We start from the raw sequence: 15867 nt of genomic DNA, 5'->3' as shown, positions 1-15867 counted from the left end.
AGGGCGTCAGCGCAGGCTAATGCGCCATCAGAACGGGCAGTTCCGTTTGCTCAATCATGCTGCGCGTTGTCCCTCCAAACACGAACTGGCGCATCCGCGAATGATCGTAAGCGCCCATGACAATAAGCTCGGCCTTCGTCTCGCGTGAATGGTTCATCAAACCGTCAGCGATTTCCTTGCCACCGCTTGGGATTTGCTGAACCGAGACCGTGCAGCCGTGATGGCTTAACCAGTGCGCCACGTCGGAGCCAGGATTCTCGCCGTCACGGAATGTGGTCATGACTGGGTCGAAGACCGCGACAATCACTTCCTCGGCCGCGCGCAGCATGGGCATGGAGGCGCGAATGGCGCGCGAAGCCGGTAGTCCTGAGTTCCAGCCAATGAGTACTCGTTTGGGCAGCAGCGGTTCGGGCATATGTAGCGTGTTGAGAACCACAGCAACGGGCGCACGAAACAGCGCCGCGCCCATGGCGTCATCGAACAGCTCGCGGTCGACCCGCAGATCGCCAAGGACAATCACCAGATCGCAAGTGAGGGCACGCCGTGCCAGCGCATCGGGGAAGGCTGCCGGTTCGGCTGAAAGCGCACTGACATCGCACGCTGCGCCACGCTCCGACAGAAAGCTTTTCAGCTCTTGCGCCGAAGCGTCGAGCTCAGCCTTCGCCTTCTCCAAGTCGCGTTGCCAATCGCCATAATTCGCCACCGTGGCGAAATCGCCCATCCCCGTGGCGTAGATCGGGAGCATGGGCAGGCGACCGAGCACGACGACGGAAAGGTGCAGGCCGCGCTGGGCGGCAACGCTGCAAAGGCGCTCAAAGCGATCGCGCTCCACTTTGCCGTTGGTCAGGATCAAAACGCTGGACTTGTTCATCGCGACATCTCCTTTGCAGCCGGAACGGATGATGGCCCAGCACCAGGATTTCCCATTGATCTTACGCAACAGGGCAGCGGCGAGGAAATCAACTGTGGCAGATTGCTGGTCAGCGCAGCTCCAACAGGCCACCATCAACTGGGATGATCTGCCCGGTCATCCAGCGGCCACCCGGGCTGGAAAGGAAGGCCACTAGCGCCGCGATCTCTTCCGGTTCACCCCAGCGCCCAATGGGATAGCGCTGGATCACCTGGTCCAGCAGTTCCGCCAGATGCGCATCATCGCGCGCCCTGGCGCGAAACTGCGACTCCGATAAGGGTGTTCGCACCGCGCCCGGTGCAACGGCGTTCACGCGCACGCCCTGATCGGCAAAATCGGCCGCCAATTGCCGTGTGAGGGCAGCAACGGCGCCCTTGGCGGCTGAGTAACCGGCAACGCCCTTCATGCCGGAGAGTGCGACCGTCGATGTGGTAAAAACCAGTGCGCCGTCGTCGCTGGCGACAAGATGGGGCAGCGTTGCGCGAGCGGTGAGAAACGCTGCCGTCGCATTGAGGCGCAAAGATCGCTCCCAATCATCCAGCGACAGAGACAGGATGCCGCCTTCGATCATAGACCCGGCGTTCGCCGCGACCGCGTCGATCCTGCCGGTGGCTTGAATGGTGGCCTGGACCATGCCTGACACCGAGCTCTCATCGGCAACGTCGGCATGCAGGGCATGGGCTTTCCCACCGCTCGACTGGATGTCTGATGCGACAGCCTCTACGCCTTCAGCGTTGATGTCCGCGCAGATGACGGTGGCGCCATCCTCGGCGAAACGCTGCGCGATAGCTTTGCCGATGCCTGATGCAGCCCCGGTGATCAAGGCCGTCCACGGGCCGTCGCGCAAATGGGAGCCTGGCATAGATCAGACGGGATCAGGCGCGAAAATCTGCGGATACATGTGCCTCATCGCCTCTTCGTCGAACTCCTGCTTGAAGGCGTGCTGAGTTGGCAAGGCTTTCGCTCGCTGTCCGGCTGGTCGCGCGTCCACTTCCTTCATCAAGCGATCAAGATTGGGATACTTTTCCATGATGTTGTCATCGGCCAGCATATAGGTCAGCCGGTCGCCCCAACCCCAGACCGCCATGTCAAGGATCGTGTAGGTTTCGCCCATCATGTAGCGGCCTTTGATAAGGCGATCATCGATGATCTGCCAGTGCCGCCGCGCCTCGAAATCATAGCGCTTGATGGCGTAGGGAATTTGCTCTGGCGCAAACTTGCGGAAGTGTACAGCTTGGCCGGAGTAGGGCCCAACGCCCGAGGCGATGAACATCAACCACGACAGCAGAGCGCCGCGTGCACCTGGCTCGTCCGGTGGCAGAAACTGTCCTGTCTTTTCCGCCAGATAGAGCAGGATCGCATTGCTGTCGAACACCGGTACATCGCCGTCAATGATGGCGGGAACCTTCGCATTCGGATTGATCTGTTTGTAGGTGTTGCTGTGCTGCTGACCTCGTTTGGAATCGATGGGGATCGGTTCATATTCCAGACCACTTTCTTCCAGGAAAAGCGCCACTTTCATTGGGTTCGGCGCGGAATTGTAGAAGAACTTGATCATGGCGTCCTTGGTCGTGCGATATTGTAACACTTGTGCGCATGTTGAACATGCGTAAGCTTGGCTGGCAAGCGCCCCTCGTTCAACACCAATCGCATTGGACTCATTTTTTATGGACCCACGCATGAACGGCGACCAGCCCTGGGCGACCGACGAAGAAACTTGGCGTAGCCTTGTTAATCGCGTGCGCGCCGGCCGCGAGCTTGCGCCAAAAACGTGGCCGGGTGGGGCGCAATGCGCGATGGCACTGTCTTTTGATTGCGACCATGAAACGTTTGAGCTTGGGATGGGCAAGGCCGCTGTCGGACGCCTTGCTTGGGGAGAGTTCGGCCGCCGCCGCGGCGTGCCGCGCATCCTGAAGGTTCTGGACAAGCACGACGTCAAGGCGAGTTTCTTTGTCCCGGCCGTTTCGGCGTTGATTGAGCCGAGCGCCCTCGGTCCGATCGTTGAGGCCGGGCACGAAATAGGCGTTCATGGCTGGATTCACGAAAACACGTCCAAGCTGGATCAAGAGACCGAACGCGAGCTTTTGCTGCGATCTCGCGATACGCTGGAAAAGCTGACTGGAACGACGCCGGTCGGACACCGCGCCGCCAATTGGGATTTGAGTGCTCACACCATCGAGTTGGTCGCCGAAGAAGGCTTTGCCTACGACAGCAGCATGATGGCCGATGACAACTGCTATGAGCTGCTGGCCGAGGGTCGCGAGACCGGCTTAGTCGAGATTCCCGTCGATTGGGTACGCGATGATGCGGTCTACCTCCTCTTCAATCGCGAGCCTGCGACACGACCCTGGACGGCGCCGACCGATGTACTCGACATCTTCAAGCGTGAATTCGACATGGCCTTTGAAGAAGGCGGCGTCTGCCAGCTTGTCTTCCACCCATTCGTCATTGGCTATCGTTCGCGCATCTGGCTGTTAGATGCCTTGATCGATCACGCGAAAGCCCGAGGCTCGGTTTGGTTTCCCACCCACGCTGAACTGGCTGAATGGGTACGTACCCAAGGGTAAGCCAGGAGCGTAAAATCTGCTGTTGTGCGCATCACGAACAAAAATTTGTCTTGCGCACTTTTTGAAAGTGCTCCATCCTTAGTAATTGTACGCAGGCTAACCTCTGCGACTGTTCGGGGATGGGAGGCTGGCCTTTGCGGGTGTTTGTGACGGCTATGGATCGGGTAAACGCGGTTGCCACTGTGGTGGTGGCAGCGCTGCTTGCGATCGTTGCGATCGCCGTCATGGGCCAGGTCACGGTCCGTTTCATTCTCACCGCCTTCGGCATCAATATCTCCGCCCCTTGGACTGAAGAGATTGCCCGTTACACGCTGATCTGGATGGTGTTTCTGGGAGCCGCGATTGGGGTGCGGCATGCCCGCATGATCGCGCTGGAGTTCGGCGTGCGCAAACTGCCCAAGGGTGTTGGTGTGCCACTCCGTTATGCCGTGATGATTATGAGTATGGCCTTTTTCGGTCTGCTCTTCTGGGTTGGCATGGACTTCCTGGAGCTCGGCCGCTCGGAGCGCAGCCCCGTGCTTGGTATCACCAGGGACTATGTCTATTGGGCGATGCCCGTCGGCATGGTGCTGATGATCCTCAACTCGCTGGCCCTGATCGCCGAAACCATCCTTGAGGGTCGCGATATCCGTTTCGCCTCCGACTTCGCGCCGGAGGACTAAAGCTTGGTTTTACTCGTTGTTGTTTTGTTGGCGCTTTTTGTTGCCAGCGTACCCATCGCGATGTCGCTCGGCATGGCTGCGATCCCAACGCTTGTCGATCGTGGCATCCCGTTTATCGCCATTCCGCAAGTCATTTTCGAAGCGCTGGACAGCTTCGCGCTCATGGCTTTGCCGCTCTACATATTGGCTGGGCGGCTCATGCAGCATGGCGGTATCGCCGGTCGCTTGGTGGATTTCGCCAAAGCCCTGGTGAGCTGGGTGCGAGGCGGGCTGGCGGCGGCCGTCGTCATGACGTCCATGCTGTTTGCCACAATATCTGGCTCGTCGGCCGCTACGGCTGCCGCCATCGGGTCCATGCTCATCCCGGAGATGGAGAAGCAAAAATATCCGCGCCCCTTCAGTGCGGCGGTTACGGCCTCGTCCGGCGAACTGGGTGTCATCATCCCACCCTCGGTAGCCATGGTGATCTACGGCGTCATCACCGGCGTCTCGATCACCGATCTCTTCATCGCTGGCTTCCTGCCGGGCTTGATGATTGCCGTCTCGCTGATGACAACCGCCATCCTGATCGCCTGGATCATGGGTTATGGCGAGCGCCAACCCTTTCGCCTTGGCCCTTGGGCGCGCGACGTCGGCCAGGCACTTTGGCGCGCCTCGCTCTCGCTCTTCATGCCGGTGATCATTCTTGGCGGGATTTTTGGGGGAATTTTCACCGCCACCGAAGCCGCCGTTGTCGCTGTCTTCTATGCCCTGTTCTTGAGCCTTGTCGTCTATCGCGAGATCGGCGTTCGCGATCTGCCGCGCATCTTCGCAAGCGCCGCCATCACGTCATCGGTGGTGATGATCATTGTCGCGTTTGCTGCGATGTTTGCCTTTGCGCTGCACCTCTTACGCGCGCCGCAGCAGCTCGGCATGCTACTCACCACGATTACCGAAAACCCCATCCTCTTCTTGCTGCTGGTCAACCTCTTCCTGCTCATCGTTGGCATGTTCATGGAGACGTTCGCGGCCATTGTGATCCTTGGACCGATACTGTCGCCCATTGCAGCCAGTTACGGTATCGACCCGGTCCATTTTGGCCTGATCATGATCGTCAATCTGGCCGTCGGCATGGTGACGCCGCCGGTCGGGGTCAATCTATTCATCGCCTGCGGCATAGCGCGCATCAGTATGGAGCAACTGATGCGTCCGCTGGCGATTTTCCTAGGTGTGCTCATCATCAATCTGTTGATCATCACCTATGTGCCGGGCATTTCGCTCGCGCTGCTCCGCTAAAACCAACAATTGGGAGTATCGATCGCATGACCATCAAAACGACCCTCATTGGGGCCGCTGTGGCATTCGCCTGCACCACGGGTGTTACACAGGCGCAAACCTACACCATGACACTTGCCCATGTGCTCAGCGACTCAAGCCCTTACCAAGTGATCTTGGAAGAGTTCAAAAGCCTGATCGAAGAGCGTTCCGGCGGTGACATTGCCGTGGAAATTCAGTGCTGCGGCCAGGCAGGTAACGAAACACGCGCCATTCAATCCATGCGCACAGGCATCCTGACGGGCGGCTTTGTTGGCGGCTCGACTCTGGAAAACGTTGTGCCTGCCTATCGCGTGCTGTCGCTGCCCTACCTTTTCGAAGACAAGGCGCAGGCCTACGAGATCCTGCAAAGTGAGATGGGCCGCGAGATGCTCGATCTGCTTGGCGAATTCGATATGTATGGCCTCGGCTTTGGCTCTATCTATGAGCGCTCGGTGGCTGCCAAAGAACCGGCGCGCGTCGAAACGATCGAAGACATGCAGGGCCTGAAAATCCGCGTTCTGCCGACGCCAGGTTTCGTGGAAGCCTACAACGCGATGGGCACGCAACCGACTCCAATGTCCTATGGCGAACTCTTCATGGCGATTCAGAACAATGTCGTCGATGCGCTGGAGATTTCGCCCGACGCCATCGTGGCCGATGGTTTCTATGAGACGGTCAACAGCTACACGATGACCCGCGCGCACCAGTCGACGACCGTCTTCGTGCTGTCGGAAAGCTGGTGGGCAGGCCTACCCTCCGACGTCCAGGAGATGATCCAAACAGCGGCTGACGATGCGATCGCCGTCGGTATTGAAGCCCATGATCGCCTGGCCGACGAAGGTCTGGAAACAGCCCGCGCAGCTGGCGTTGAGATCATCGAGCCGGACCTCGGCCCGTTCATGGAAGCGGCACGCCAGAGCTGGGATGTGATCCTCACCGATCAGCCTGAAGCGACCGAGTTCAAGGACCGCTTCGAAGCCTTCATGGCGCAGTAAGCAGACCGTCATTCACGAAATGGCCGTCCGGCGGGTAATACTGCCGGGCGGCCGCAACGCAAACACCTAGCCTTGGCCGTTGAGCCGATCGTGCACTTGCTTCCGCAGCGCCTCGATCTGCGCTGGATTACGCCCAAACCCGTTGGGCACCGCCATGGCCGGACCAACATCCAGCCGGACTTTTGCGAACGGCAGTGGTATTTTGAAGTGATCCCATCGGCTGGTGATCGCCCAGACTGGGCGGCTGGTAACGCGAATGGGCATCAGAGCCGCTGCCATCCGTGCCGCCATATGCAGAGCGCCAAGCTTCACCGCATGCCGTGGACCCAACGGTCCGTCGATCGCGATGCCGACCAACACTGGCCGGTTTGCGTCGCGCGTTTTTTCTAAAAGCACGTGACGCATATCGTGATATCCCTGGCGTCCCGGCGGCAGCAGGTAGGGGTCATAGCCAAACCGTCGGCAGATGCCTGCTATCACCTTTCCTCGAAACGACCTGCTGGTGAAGACCGTGACGGGCCTGCCAGCGGCAAGTGCAAACAGCGCCAGATAACTGCTGTGCCAGAAGACGGCAATAACCGGTTTGCCCGCAGCCAATTGCTCATCGATTTTGGCAAGTGCGTCGGCATCGGACCGCCAACTCAGCGCCAAAAGCCAGACGAAGAACGCGCAAATCCGCCCGAGCAGGGCAGCCAACCGATCCCAGCCCACCGAGCAGGGCTGGGTGTCTTCGGTGACATCATTGGCGGTTTTGACGGTCATGGCAGAGTTACGTCGGATGGCGCTTTCGGCGGCGGCACCAGCACGGCGTCAGAAACCGCCTGTGCAATGTTGGCAACAATATCCAGCTCGCTCTCCAGCCGCCGTCTTGCAAACTCCCAGGCACTTGCCTCTGGTGCCTCGCCTCTGGGCTCGCCTGCGAGCACGCTTTCATAAAGTGCCAAAACACGATCCAAACAGCGCGTTGTTGAAAAGTTATCTGCCGTTTGGCGCGCTGCCTGCCGCAGAGTTTCTCGCCTTTCCGATGGCAGATCGGCAAGCCAACTCAGCGCCTGCGCCAAGGCGCCCGCATCGGCGCTATGCGGTAGCAACCGACCGTTGATCCCGTCTTCGACCACCTCCCGCGCGCCTGGCGCGTCCAAGGCGATCACTGGCACGCCAGCCGCCATCGCTTCGGTGAGCACGAGGCCTTGTGTCTCAGAGATGGAAGAGAACGCAAACACGTCCTGCGCCGCATAGGCGTCCCACAACGGCTCACCGGTCAACACGCCGGTGAACCTTGCCCGGTCAGTCAATCCGGCGTCCGCAAAAGCTTGTTCCATGATTGATCGATAGCTTCCGTCGCCGGTGATCAACACCGCCGCTTTCGGCTCGCGCGCCAAAACATCGGCTATCGCTTGGACGAGAATGTCGAGGTTCTTTTCCGGCGCCAACCGGCCGACATGGCCAATAACAAACTGGTCGGGCGCTAGGTTCCAGCGCCCACGGGCTCGGTCACGCCTGCCGGAAGCAAAGGCATCGACATCGATACCGGTCGGAATCACCGTCATCGGCGCTTGCACACCATGGCGTTTGAGATGCTGAACGATGCTTTGGCTTGGCGCGATCACATGGTCGCAAAGATCGCAGTAGCCATGGGCGAGACTGAGCACGAGCCGTTGGAGCCAGGCGGAATCTTGCGCGATGTAATGGCCATATAGCTCATAGCGCGTGTGGTAGGTGAAGATGATCGGCACCTGGTAGACCGACGCAACGCGCAGCGCTGTATCGCCCAAAAGAAACGGGTGGTGGGTGTGAACGAGATCAGGCGCAAAATCGTCGATCACCTCGCTGAGTGGCCAGGTGAGCGGCAGGGGCATCGAAAAATCGCTGCCGCCAAAGCGCTGCAGCGCAACGATCCGCTCAACGCCCTCTTCCACGGCGGGTGTTCCGGGAAACTCCGGCGCCACAACCAGCACGCTGTGTCCACGCTCCCGCAGGCCAGCCACCAGACCGCTGACGCTACGCGCAACGCCGCCGACATGCGGCACATAGGTGTTGGTGAGCATCAAGATGTTCAAGCGCTGATCCTGCCCGATGGTGCCCTGTGACGACGCCCAACCAAGGTTTGGAGCGATCACACGGTTTTCAACACCGATTGTATGGCATCGATCGGTTGCTGGACATGATCGCCGACAATCTCGCGCAAGAGCGACTTCCTCGCCAGCGCGCTTAGTGAGTCGCGCACATGGCCAAGCGTTTTGGCATCCGCGACAAGGACCAAGGCCCGGTCGGGTTTCTTTGCGATCAGATCATTGAGATGTTCTGCCAAAGCCTTGGAAAACGCTGCCTTGTCGAGCGCTTTCCAATCGGTCTGTTCGACCGCTGTGCGCCGGCCACCAGCGACCGGGTAGCGGCCAGGTCGTTCCGTTCCGATCGCTCGGGTCGATTGCAGCGCAATCTCATCGGTCCAGACAACCTGCAAATCCCAGGCAACCGGTTTGCCGCGATTTTCCAGGACCAGATGGCGTTGCCCATTGGCAAGGGCAACAAGCGATGCATGGGGTAGTTTCAAGACGGCCTCAGCGAAGGAACCAAAGGGAGGCTCAACTCTTCGCATGCGGCGGGCGGGAGCCGTTGACAATCGTCAACCGCGAGCCTTCCGTCAGAACTAATGCAGAAGCCCGGCCTTAGTGATTGTCGCGCGGTAGGTTTCGACCAATCCGCTGGTAGGCAGTTGCCAATTCCAGGCATCCGCCTTGCGCCAGCTGGCCGACATTGGCGCGGTAGATCTCTTGCCAAGGCGTCTGGTGCTCCAGTTCCGGCTCGGTCCAAGCATCGCGCCTGGCCTGCCATTCCTCTTCTGGGACCACAGCATTTAGTGTGCCGTTTTCCACGTCGAGGCGAACCTTGTCGCCGGTTTTCAGCAGGGCGAGGCCACCGCCGACCACAGCTTCCGGCGACGCATTGAGGATGGAGGGGCTTTCCGACGTGCCTGATTGGCGCCCATCGCCGACAGTCGGCAGATGATTGATGCCCTGTTGGACGAAGGCGTCCGGCGGCTGCATGTTCACCACTTCGGCTGAGCCCGGATAGCCAACGCAACCTACATTGCGAATGAAAAGGATCGTCTCTTCATCAATGCCCAGGCTCTCATCATTGATGCGGTCGTGGTAATCTTCGGGGCCTTCAAAGACCACAGCCTTCGCCTCGAATACGCCGTCCTTCAGGAAGCGCGCGCGAAAATCCTGCGAGATCACCGAGGTCTTCATCAGGGCGCTGTCGAACAGATTCCCGGAAAGAACGATGAACCCGGCTTTTTCCCGCAGCGGGTTGTCGAAAGGCCGAATGACCTCCCGGTCTTCGCTGCGCGCGCCGTTGAGCGCTTCGGAGACAGGTTTGCCTGACGCGGTTATGACATCGCCATGCAGGTGACCAGCGGCCAAGAGCTCGCCCATGACTGCCGGCACACCGCCAGCGCGATAAAACCCTTCGCCGAGGAATTCGCCCGCCGGTTGCATGTTCACCAGCAGCGGCAAATCGAAGCCGACCGTTTGCCAGTCGGTGACGTCCAGCTCGACGCCTGCGTGGCGGGCGATGGCTTGAAGGTGTGGCGGAGCATTGGTCGAACCGCCGATCGCCGTGTTGACCCGGATGGCGTTCTCAAATGCCTGACGCGTCAAAATATCGGAGGGCTTAAGGTCCTCATGGGCCATCGCGACGGCGCGTTTGCCCGTCTCGAACGCCATCGCCATGCGCTCACGGAACGGAGCAGGGATCGCCGACGAGCCCGGCAGCGTCATGCCCAGGGCTTCGGCCATCGCGTTCATTGTTGAGGCCGTGCCCATCGTGTTGCAGTGGCCGAGCGAGGGCGCCGAGGCGCATGCTCGATTCATGAACTCATCATAGTCGATCTTGCCTTCGGCCAGCAGGCGGCGGGATTCCCAAATGATCGTGCCTGAGCCGGCGCGTTTGCCCTTCCACCAGCCGTCGAGCATGGGCCCGCCATTGAGCGCGATCGCCGGAATATCGACGGTTGCAGCACCCATCAACTGTGCAGGCGTGGTCTTGTCGCAGCCTGTTGTCAGAACAACAGCGTCAATCGGGTAACCGTGCAGCACTTCGACCAGGCTCAGATAGGCAAGGTTGCGGTCGAGCGCCGCGGTTGGCCGTTTGCCGGTTTCTTGGATCGGGTGAACCGGAAACTCCATCGGAATGCCGCCCGCATCGCGGATGCCAGCCTTGATCCGGTCCATCAGAAACAGATGGATTTTGTTGCACGGCGCGAGGTCGGAGCCAGTGTTGGCGATGCCGATCACCGGGCGACCCGATTGCAGCTCTTCCCGCGTGAAGGTCTGGTTTTGGTAGCGTTCCAGATAGAGCGCCGTCATGCCGGGATTGTTGGGATTGTCGAACCATTCCTGGCTACGGAACCGTTTGTTCGCGCGCGTGTTGGCCATGAAATCTCGTCTCCCGATCAAACTGTTTGTTTGCCTCAGGCTATAGACCCTTCAGATCGTGGCACAAAGGGCATTGTGCGAATGAAGCGACACCGCCGCGCGAAACTCCATTGCCCGGCAAGGCCTTGCAGCCAGCTTTCCCCCTTCAGGCATGTCACGTTGACGTTCTCATCAAAAATGTCTACAGGAATAAAAAACCTGTCGTACAGGTTGGGAGGAAATGGTTTGAATAACTCGGGCAGCCAGTCGGAAAAGAACAGCGCAGGCCGCGTCAGCGAAACGATCGGCGCGATCACGCGTCACATTCGCACGCACGAACTGATGCCCGGCGACCGTCTGCCGTCTGAATCGGCGCTCTCGAAGGATTTGAAGGTATCGCGCACCGTCGTGCGTGAAGCGTTCCGCTCACTGGCGGCGATGCGGATCATCGAACTCAATGTCGGCAAGCGGGCTACCGTCGCGAACATCGACCATGGTGCGATGTCGTTGATCATCGAGCATGGCGTGCATACCGAGCAGATCAATGTGCAACAGATTTATGATGTCCGCCGCACGATTGAGACGCGTATCGTCACCTTGGCAGCAATCCGTAGGTCTGACGATGAAGCCACCACGATCCTGAAGCTGGCTGAAGCCATGGCCGCGGCCGTCGGTACTCCCGAGCGGTTGATGGAGCATGATCTGGCGTTTCATCTTGCGCTCGCCCGAGCCAGCCGCAATCCGGTTTTCGAACTGATTGTCGGCGCCTTTCAGGGCATCACCCGCCAGACATGGCCGATTGGCTGGAAGAGCAGAACCAGCGAGCAAGCACGTCAAACGATGATCGACACCCATCTGCGTATCGCCAAGGCGGTCGCGGCAGGGGATCCCCAGCAGGCGGTGGAAGCGATGAGCAAACACTTCGATGAAAGTGTGCACGCTCTCCTCCAAGCCGGCCTCTCATAGGGGCGCCGGCGTGAAGATCACCAAACTTGAAACTATCCGTGTTGCAGAGCGCCCCAACCTTCTCTGGGTGCAGGTGCATACCGATGAAGGTTTGGTTGGATTGGGTGAGACGTTCTTCGGCGCTGCAACGGTGGAAACCTACGTCCATGAGTACATTGCCCCGCGTGTGATCAGCCGCAATCCGTTGCAGATCGATCTCCTAGCGACCGACTTGGTTGGCTATCTCGGCTTCCGCTCCTCGGGCGCTGAGGTGCGAGGCAACTCTGCGTTTGACATCGCGCTTTGGGACATTTTCGGCAAGGCAACCGGTCAGCCGGTCGCCCAGCTTCTTGGCGGGTTTAGCCGCGAGTGCATCCGCACCTACAACACCTGCGCCGGTACAGAATACATCAAGAAGGCCACCGGTCAGACCACCGCCAACTACGCCATGAATGGCGGTGGCACCCAGTATGATGATCTCAACGCCTTTCTCAACAATGCCGATGAGTTAGCGCTGTCGCTGAAGGAAGAAGGCATCACGGCCTTGAAGATCTGGCCGTTCGACATCGCCGCTGAAAAGACCCGCGGGCAGTACATTTCTGCCACTGATCTGGATGCCGCTCTGAAGCCTTTTGAGAAGATCCGCGACGCCGTCGGCAACAGCATGGATATCATGGTGGAGTTCCACTCCATGTGGCAGCTCCTGCCGGCCATGCAGATTGCCCGCGCACTCGAGCCATTCGAGACATTTTGGCATGAAGATCCGATCAAGATGGATTCGCTCTCCAGCTTGAAGCGCTATGCGCTGGCCTCCAAAGCTCCCATCTCTGCATCTGAAACATTGGGCTCACGCTGGGGCTTCCGCGATCTGCTGGAGACCGATGCCGCAGGCGTCGTGATGCTCGATGTTTCGTGGTGCGGCGGACTGTCGGAAGCGCGCAAGATCGCCTCCATGGCCGAAGCCTGGCACCTGCCGATCGCGCCGCACGATTGCACAGGGCCGGTCGTGCTCGCCGCCTCAACGCACCTGTCGCTCAACGCGCCCAATGCGCTCGTTCAGGAGAGCGTGCGGGCCTTCTACCACACTTGGTATCGCGACCTCGTTACCGCTCTGCCAGAGGTCACAAACGGCATGATCACCGTTCCCCCAGGCCCAGGTCTCGGGCTCGAACTCAACCCGGAACTTAGCCGGGCTTTCACAGTGTCGCGCAAAACGTCCGACGCTTCCACGGTCTAAGAACAGGCCCAATCTGCTCTAGGGAGGAGCAAAACCATGAAACTCAGATATCTTGCCGCCGCCGCCCTGCTGGCATCCGTTTCGACCCCGGCATTGGCGCTCGACATTGTCTTCACCCACCACTCTTCCGCGTCCAACACGTTTTGGCAGGCTGTTCAGAAAGGCTTTGATGATGCCTGTGATCGCGTCGATGCCGACTGCCAGATGATCTTCACGCAGACCGAAGGCTCGGTGCAAGAACAGCTTGCCAACATGGAAGCGGCCCTTGCGCGCGAGCCCGACGCGATCCTGACCTCCATCGTTGACAACACCGCCCTCGACGAGATCGTCCAGCGCGCCCGCGACGCAGGTGTGATTGTCATCGGCGTGAACGTAGATGATTTGGAAGGTGCAGCTGGCAATGCCCGTCAGGCATTTGTTGGACAGGGGTTTCTACCCGCTGGCTATTCGCTTGGCGAAGCCCAATCGGCCAATTTCCCTGACGAGGGGCCGATCAATGTGCTGGTTGGTATTTCTGCACCTGGCCAAAACTGGTCGGAGCAGCGCGGCGCTGGCGTTATGAACTTCATGGAAGACTTCGCTGCAGCCAATCCCGATCGCGAGGTCAATGTTGAGCGGATCGATTCCGGCACCGACCTTGCGACCGTGTCAGACCGCGTCGGTGCTTATCTCGGCGCCAACCCGGAAACCACAGCCTATTTCGACACAGGCTTCTGGCATGCCGGTGTGGCTCGCGTGTTGGCGGATCGCGGCATCGAGCCCGGCGAAGTGCTGCTGGGCGGCTTTGACTTGGTCCCAGAAGCCGTCGAGCAGATGCAGGCCGGCTACATTCAGGTCCAGGTTGACCAGCAGCCCTACATGCAAGGTTTTATGCCGGTGATGCAGGTCTATCTGTCCAAAACAATTGGCCTGGCTCCAGCGGATATCGACACGGGCCAGGGTATCGTGACACCGGACGATGCAGCCGCGATCATGGAGTTATCGGCGCAAGGTCTGCGTTAAAGCTGATCTGCACTAGGCTCTAAACCCCGGTCTTCCCCCTCAACAACAGTCGGCGCCTTAATGCGCCGACGCCTTCTGCTCCTCTGTTCTAAGGACGCCGCGTTCCATGAAACGCCTCCTCAAACTGTCCCTGCAAAAACCCGAACTGGCAGCGCTTTTGCTGCTGGTGATTTTGATCGGCGTCTTCCAGTTCACGTCCAACGGCTTCTTCCTAAGTTACGCCAACATGCGAGGGCTTTTGGGGTTCTTGCCGGAAATGGCGTTGGTTGCCGTTGGCGTCACACTGCTGATGATCTGCGGCGAGTTCGACCTTTCCGTTGGGTCGGTCTTTGCCTTGATGCCAATGACGATGGCCGTTTTGATGGTGGCTGGATGGGGGTTTGTGCCTGCCGCCGCATTCGGTCTTTTGGTGTGCGCGGCCATCGGCTTCATCAATGGCTTTTTGACCATCAAGTTTGGCATACCCTCCTTTATTACCACGCTGGGCATGCTCTTCATGGCGCGCTCGATGACGGTGGTGATATCCGGCGGTTTTCCCCCACGACTGCAAATGGACCGCATCCCGGAGCAATTGTTCATCGCCTTTGTCGGTCCTGGCGATCTGCTGCGCGCCTCTTTTCTTTGGTTTGTCGGTATCGCGCTTTTCATGGCGTTTCTGCTGGGCAAAACCAACTTCGGCAACTGGGTGCGCGCCACAGGTGGGTTTCTTCCCGCCGCACAAGCCATGGGCATACCCACTGCGCGAGTGAAGATCGCGTGCTTCATGATCTGCTCGATGCTGGCGGGCTTTGCCGGCATGATCCAGGTGCTGCGTCTGGGCTCGCCGCTGCCATCAATCGGTGAAGGTTTGGAGCTTCAGGCCGTCGCTGCCGCGGTGATCGGCGGGACGTCGCTCTTTGGCGGTGTCGGGTCCATTTTGGGTGGCGTGATTGGCGCAACGCTGATCCGCGTCATCGACAATGGCATGGTTCTCAGCCAGGTCGATAGCAACTGGTTCAAATTCGCTGTAGGCGCGCTCACAATTCTTGCCGTCGTGGCCAATGCCTGGCTGCGCAAGCGAGGCCGCGCCATGAAAGTGGAGACGTGAGCATGAGCCGCCAGCCCATCATTTCGGTCCACAACCTCCACAAATGGTACTCCGGTGTGCATGCGCTGAAAGGCGTCTCCCTGGACTTCCAACCCAACGAAGCCGTTGGTCTCGTCGGTGACAATGGCGCGGGAAAGTCCACGCTCATCAACATTTTGTCCGGTCTTCATACGGCCGATGAGGGCGATGTTTACGTGGAGGGCGAGAAGGTCTCGATCGCTAACCCTCGCGATGCGATGGATCTGGGGATCGAGACGATCTACCAGTACAATTCCATGGTTCCTATCATGTCGATTGCCCGCAACATGTTCATCGGTCGTGAGCCTTTGAAGATGTCTCTTGGTGGCATCGGCATTCTCGATGAAGCAAAAATGCGCGAGCAAAGCGTTGAGGCCATCGCAGATGTCGATCTGCATCTTCGATCGCCTGATGCTCTAGTCGGCGAGCTTTCTGGCGGTCAGCGCCAGGGCGTTGCCATCGCCCGCGCCATGCATTTCCGGTCGAAAGTGATGATCCTGGACGAGCCGACCAACCACCTTTCGGTCAAAGAGACGACGAAGGTGATCGGCTTTGTGAAATCACTCAAAGAGCAAAACGTCACCGGCATCTTCATCAGCCACAACATGCACCATGTGTTCGCCTGCTGCGATCGGATTGTGGCGATGGCGCTGGGCCAAGTCGTGCTCGACAAACCGGTCAATGAAACGAGCATCGATGAAGTACACGATCTGTTGTGAGGAGAAGGCGG

The 15867-nt window shown here is 59.2% G+C and carries 16 protein-coding genes; 9 read left to right on the top strand and 7 right to left on the bottom strand.

Translation table 11 applies throughout. From position 1 onward, the window contains the following. Positions 1-16: 16 nt before the first annotated feature. The 3 genes from JJ917_08185 to JJ917_08175 all read right to left on the bottom strand — a co-directional run bounded on the left by JJ917_08185 (position 17) and on the right by JJ917_08175 (position 2468). On the bottom strand, positions 17-871 hold the full coding sequence (locus JJ917_08185) for a universal stress protein (protein MBO6698792.1): 855 nt from the start codon (positions 869-871) through the stop codon (positions 17-19). Positions 872-980: 109 nt separating this feature from the next. Next, entirely contained in the window at positions 981-1757 is a 777-nt protein-coding gene (locus JJ917_08180) for an SDR family oxidoreductase (protein MBO6698791.1), read from the bottom strand. Positions 1758-1775: 18 nt separating this feature from the next. Beyond that, positions 1776-2468 carry a glutathione S-transferase N-terminal domain-containing protein gene (locus tag JJ917_08175; GenBank protein MBO6698790.1) on the bottom strand — a complete coding sequence of 231 codons (693 nt, stop codon included), beginning with the start codon at positions 2466-2468 and terminating at the stop codon, positions 1776-1778. A 121-nt stretch (positions 2469-2589) separates the two neighbouring features. On the opposite strand from JJ917_08175, the gene JJ917_08170 reads away from it, so the two are divergent. From JJ917_08170 to JJ917_08155, 4 genes are all read left to right on the top strand, one after another. Then, a complete protein-coding gene (locus JJ917_08170) occupies positions 2590-3477 on the top strand; it encodes a polysaccharide deacetylase (protein MBO6698789.1) in 888 nt (295 codons plus the stop codon). A gap of 155 nt (positions 3478-3632) precedes the next feature. Next, positions 3633-4139 carry a TRAP transporter small permease gene (locus JJ917_08165; GenBank protein MBO6698788.1) on the top strand — a complete coding sequence of 169 codons (507 nt, stop codon included), beginning with the start codon at positions 3633-3635 and terminating at the stop codon, positions 4137-4139. Positions 4140-4199: 60 nt separating this feature from the next. Then, positions 4200-5414: a TRAP transporter large permease gene (locus tag JJ917_08160; GenBank protein MBO6698787.1), complete on the top strand. Its 1215-nt coding sequence runs from the start codon at positions 4200-4202 to the stop codon at positions 5412-5414. Positions 5415-5440: 26 nt separating this feature from the next. Further along, positions 5441-6430 carry a TRAP transporter substrate-binding protein gene (locus tag JJ917_08155; GenBank protein ID MBO6698786.1) on the top strand — a complete coding sequence of 330 codons (990 nt, stop codon included), beginning with the start codon at positions 5441-5443 and terminating at the stop codon, positions 6428-6430. A 66-nt stretch (positions 6431-6496) separates the two neighbouring features. Here JJ917_08155 and JJ917_08150 read toward each other — a convergent pair whose 3' ends face one another. The 4 genes from JJ917_08150 to JJ917_08135 form a co-directional block, all read right to left on the bottom strand. After that, positions 6497-7192 carry a hypothetical protein gene (locus JJ917_08150; GenBank protein ID MBO6698785.1) on the bottom strand — a complete coding sequence of 232 codons (696 nt, stop codon included), beginning with the start codon at positions 7190-7192 and terminating at the stop codon, positions 6497-6499. Continuing rightward, positions 7189-8550: a glycosyltransferase gene (locus JJ917_08145; protein ID MBO6698784.1), complete on the bottom strand. Its 1362-nt coding sequence runs from the start codon at positions 8548-8550 to the stop codon at positions 7189-7191. The genes JJ917_08150 and JJ917_08145 overlap by 4 nt, the downstream gene beginning before the upstream one ends. Beyond that, positions 8547-8984, bottom strand: coding sequence for a host attachment protein (locus JJ917_08140; protein ID MBO6698783.1), 438 nt, complete (start codon positions 8982-8984; stop codon positions 8547-8549). Before JJ917_08140 ends, JJ917_08145 begins: the two co-directional genes overlap by 4 nt. Positions 8985-9099: 115 nt before the next feature. Beyond that, positions 9100-10869 (bottom strand): dihydroxy-acid dehydratase family protein, encoded by a 1770-nt coding sequence (locus tag JJ917_08135; protein MBO6698782.1) that lies wholly within the window; start codon positions 10867-10869, stop codon positions 9100-9102. A 177-nt stretch (positions 10870-11046) separates the two neighbouring features. Here JJ917_08135 and JJ917_08130 point away from each other — a divergent pair, with 177 nt between their 5' ends. The 5 genes from JJ917_08130 to JJ917_08110 all read left to right on the top strand — a co-directional run bounded on the left by JJ917_08130 (position 11047) and on the right by JJ917_08110 (position 15856). Next, on the top strand, positions 11047-11814 hold the full coding sequence (locus tag JJ917_08130; GenBank protein MBO6698781.1) for a FadR family transcriptional regulator: 768 nt from the start codon (positions 11047-11049) through the stop codon (positions 11812-11814). Positions 11815-11824: 10 nt separating this feature from the next. Next, positions 11825-13030 (top strand): mandelate racemase/muconate lactonizing enzyme family protein, encoded by a 1206-nt coding sequence (locus tag JJ917_08125; protein MBO6698780.1) that lies wholly within the window; start codon positions 11825-11827, stop codon positions 13028-13030. A gap of 36 nt (positions 13031-13066) precedes the next feature. Further along, positions 13067-14032: a sugar ABC transporter substrate-binding protein gene (locus JJ917_08120; GenBank protein MBO6698779.1), complete on the top strand. Its 966-nt coding sequence runs from the start codon at positions 13067-13069 to the stop codon at positions 14030-14032. 106 nt (positions 14033-14138) lie between these two features. Then, a complete protein-coding gene (locus JJ917_08115) occupies positions 14139-15119 on the top strand; it encodes an ABC transporter permease (GenBank protein ID MBO6698778.1) in 981 nt (326 codons plus the stop codon). Positions 15120-15121: 2 nt separating this feature from the next. Then, positions 15122-15856, top strand: a complete 735-nt coding sequence (locus tag JJ917_08110; GenBank protein ID MBO6698777.1) for a sugar ABC transporter ATP-binding protein — start codon at positions 15122-15124, stop codon at positions 15854-15856. Positions 15857-15867: the final 11 nt, after the last annotated feature.

The sequence above is a fragment of the Hyphomicrobiales bacterium genome, from assembly GCA_017642935.1.
Lineage (GTDB): Bacteria > Pseudomonadota > Alphaproteobacteria > Rhizobiales > MH13 > MH13.
This window is presented reverse-complemented; position numbering and strand designations above follow the sequence as displayed.

Bases quoted from the DNA above. Each gene is read 5' to 3' on its own strand.
- JJ917_08110 (MBO6698777.1), top strand. From the start codon at position 15,122: ATGAGCCGCCAGCCCATCATTTCGGTCCACAACCTCCACAAATGGTAC.
- JJ917_08150 (MBO6698785.1), bottom strand. From the start codon at position 7,192: ATGACCGTCAAAACCGCCAATGATGTCACCGAAGACACCCAGCCCTGC.
- JJ917_08135 (MBO6698782.1), bottom strand. From the start codon at position 10,869: ATGGCCAACACGCGCGCGAACAAACGGTTCCGTAGCCAGGAATGGTTC.
- JJ917_08160 (MBO6698787.1), top strand. From the start codon at position 4,200: ATGTCGCTCGGCATGGCTGCGATCCCAACGCTTGTCGATCGTGGCATC.
- JJ917_08175 (MBO6698790.1), bottom strand. From the start codon at position 2,468: ATGATCAAGTTCTTCTACAATTCCGCGCCGAACCCAATGAAAGTGGCG.
- JJ917_08115 (MBO6698778.1), top strand. From the start codon at position 14,139: ATGAAACGCCTCCTCAAACTGTCCCTGCAAAAACCCGAACTGGCAGCG.
- JJ917_08170 (MBO6698789.1), top strand. From the start codon at position 2,590: ATGAACGGCGACCAGCCCTGGGCGACCGACGAAGAAACTTGGCGTAGC.
- JJ917_08165 (MBO6698788.1), top strand. From the start codon at position 3,633: ATGGATCGGGTAAACGCGGTTGCCACTGTGGTGGTGGCAGCGCTGCTT.
- JJ917_08120 (MBO6698779.1), top strand. From the start codon at position 13,067: ATGAAACTCAGATATCTTGCCGCCGCCGCCCTGCTGGCATCCGTTTCG.
- JJ917_08185 (MBO6698792.1), bottom strand. From the start codon at position 871: ATGAACAAGTCCAGCGTTTTGATCCTGACCAACGGCAAAGTGGAGCGC.
- JJ917_08130 (MBO6698781.1), top strand. From the start codon at position 11,047: ATGTCTACAGGAATAAAAAACCTGTCGTACAGGTTGGGAGGAAATGGT.
- JJ917_08155 (MBO6698786.1), top strand. From the start codon at position 5,441: ATGACCATCAAAACGACCCTCATTGGGGCCGCTGTGGCATTCGCCTGC.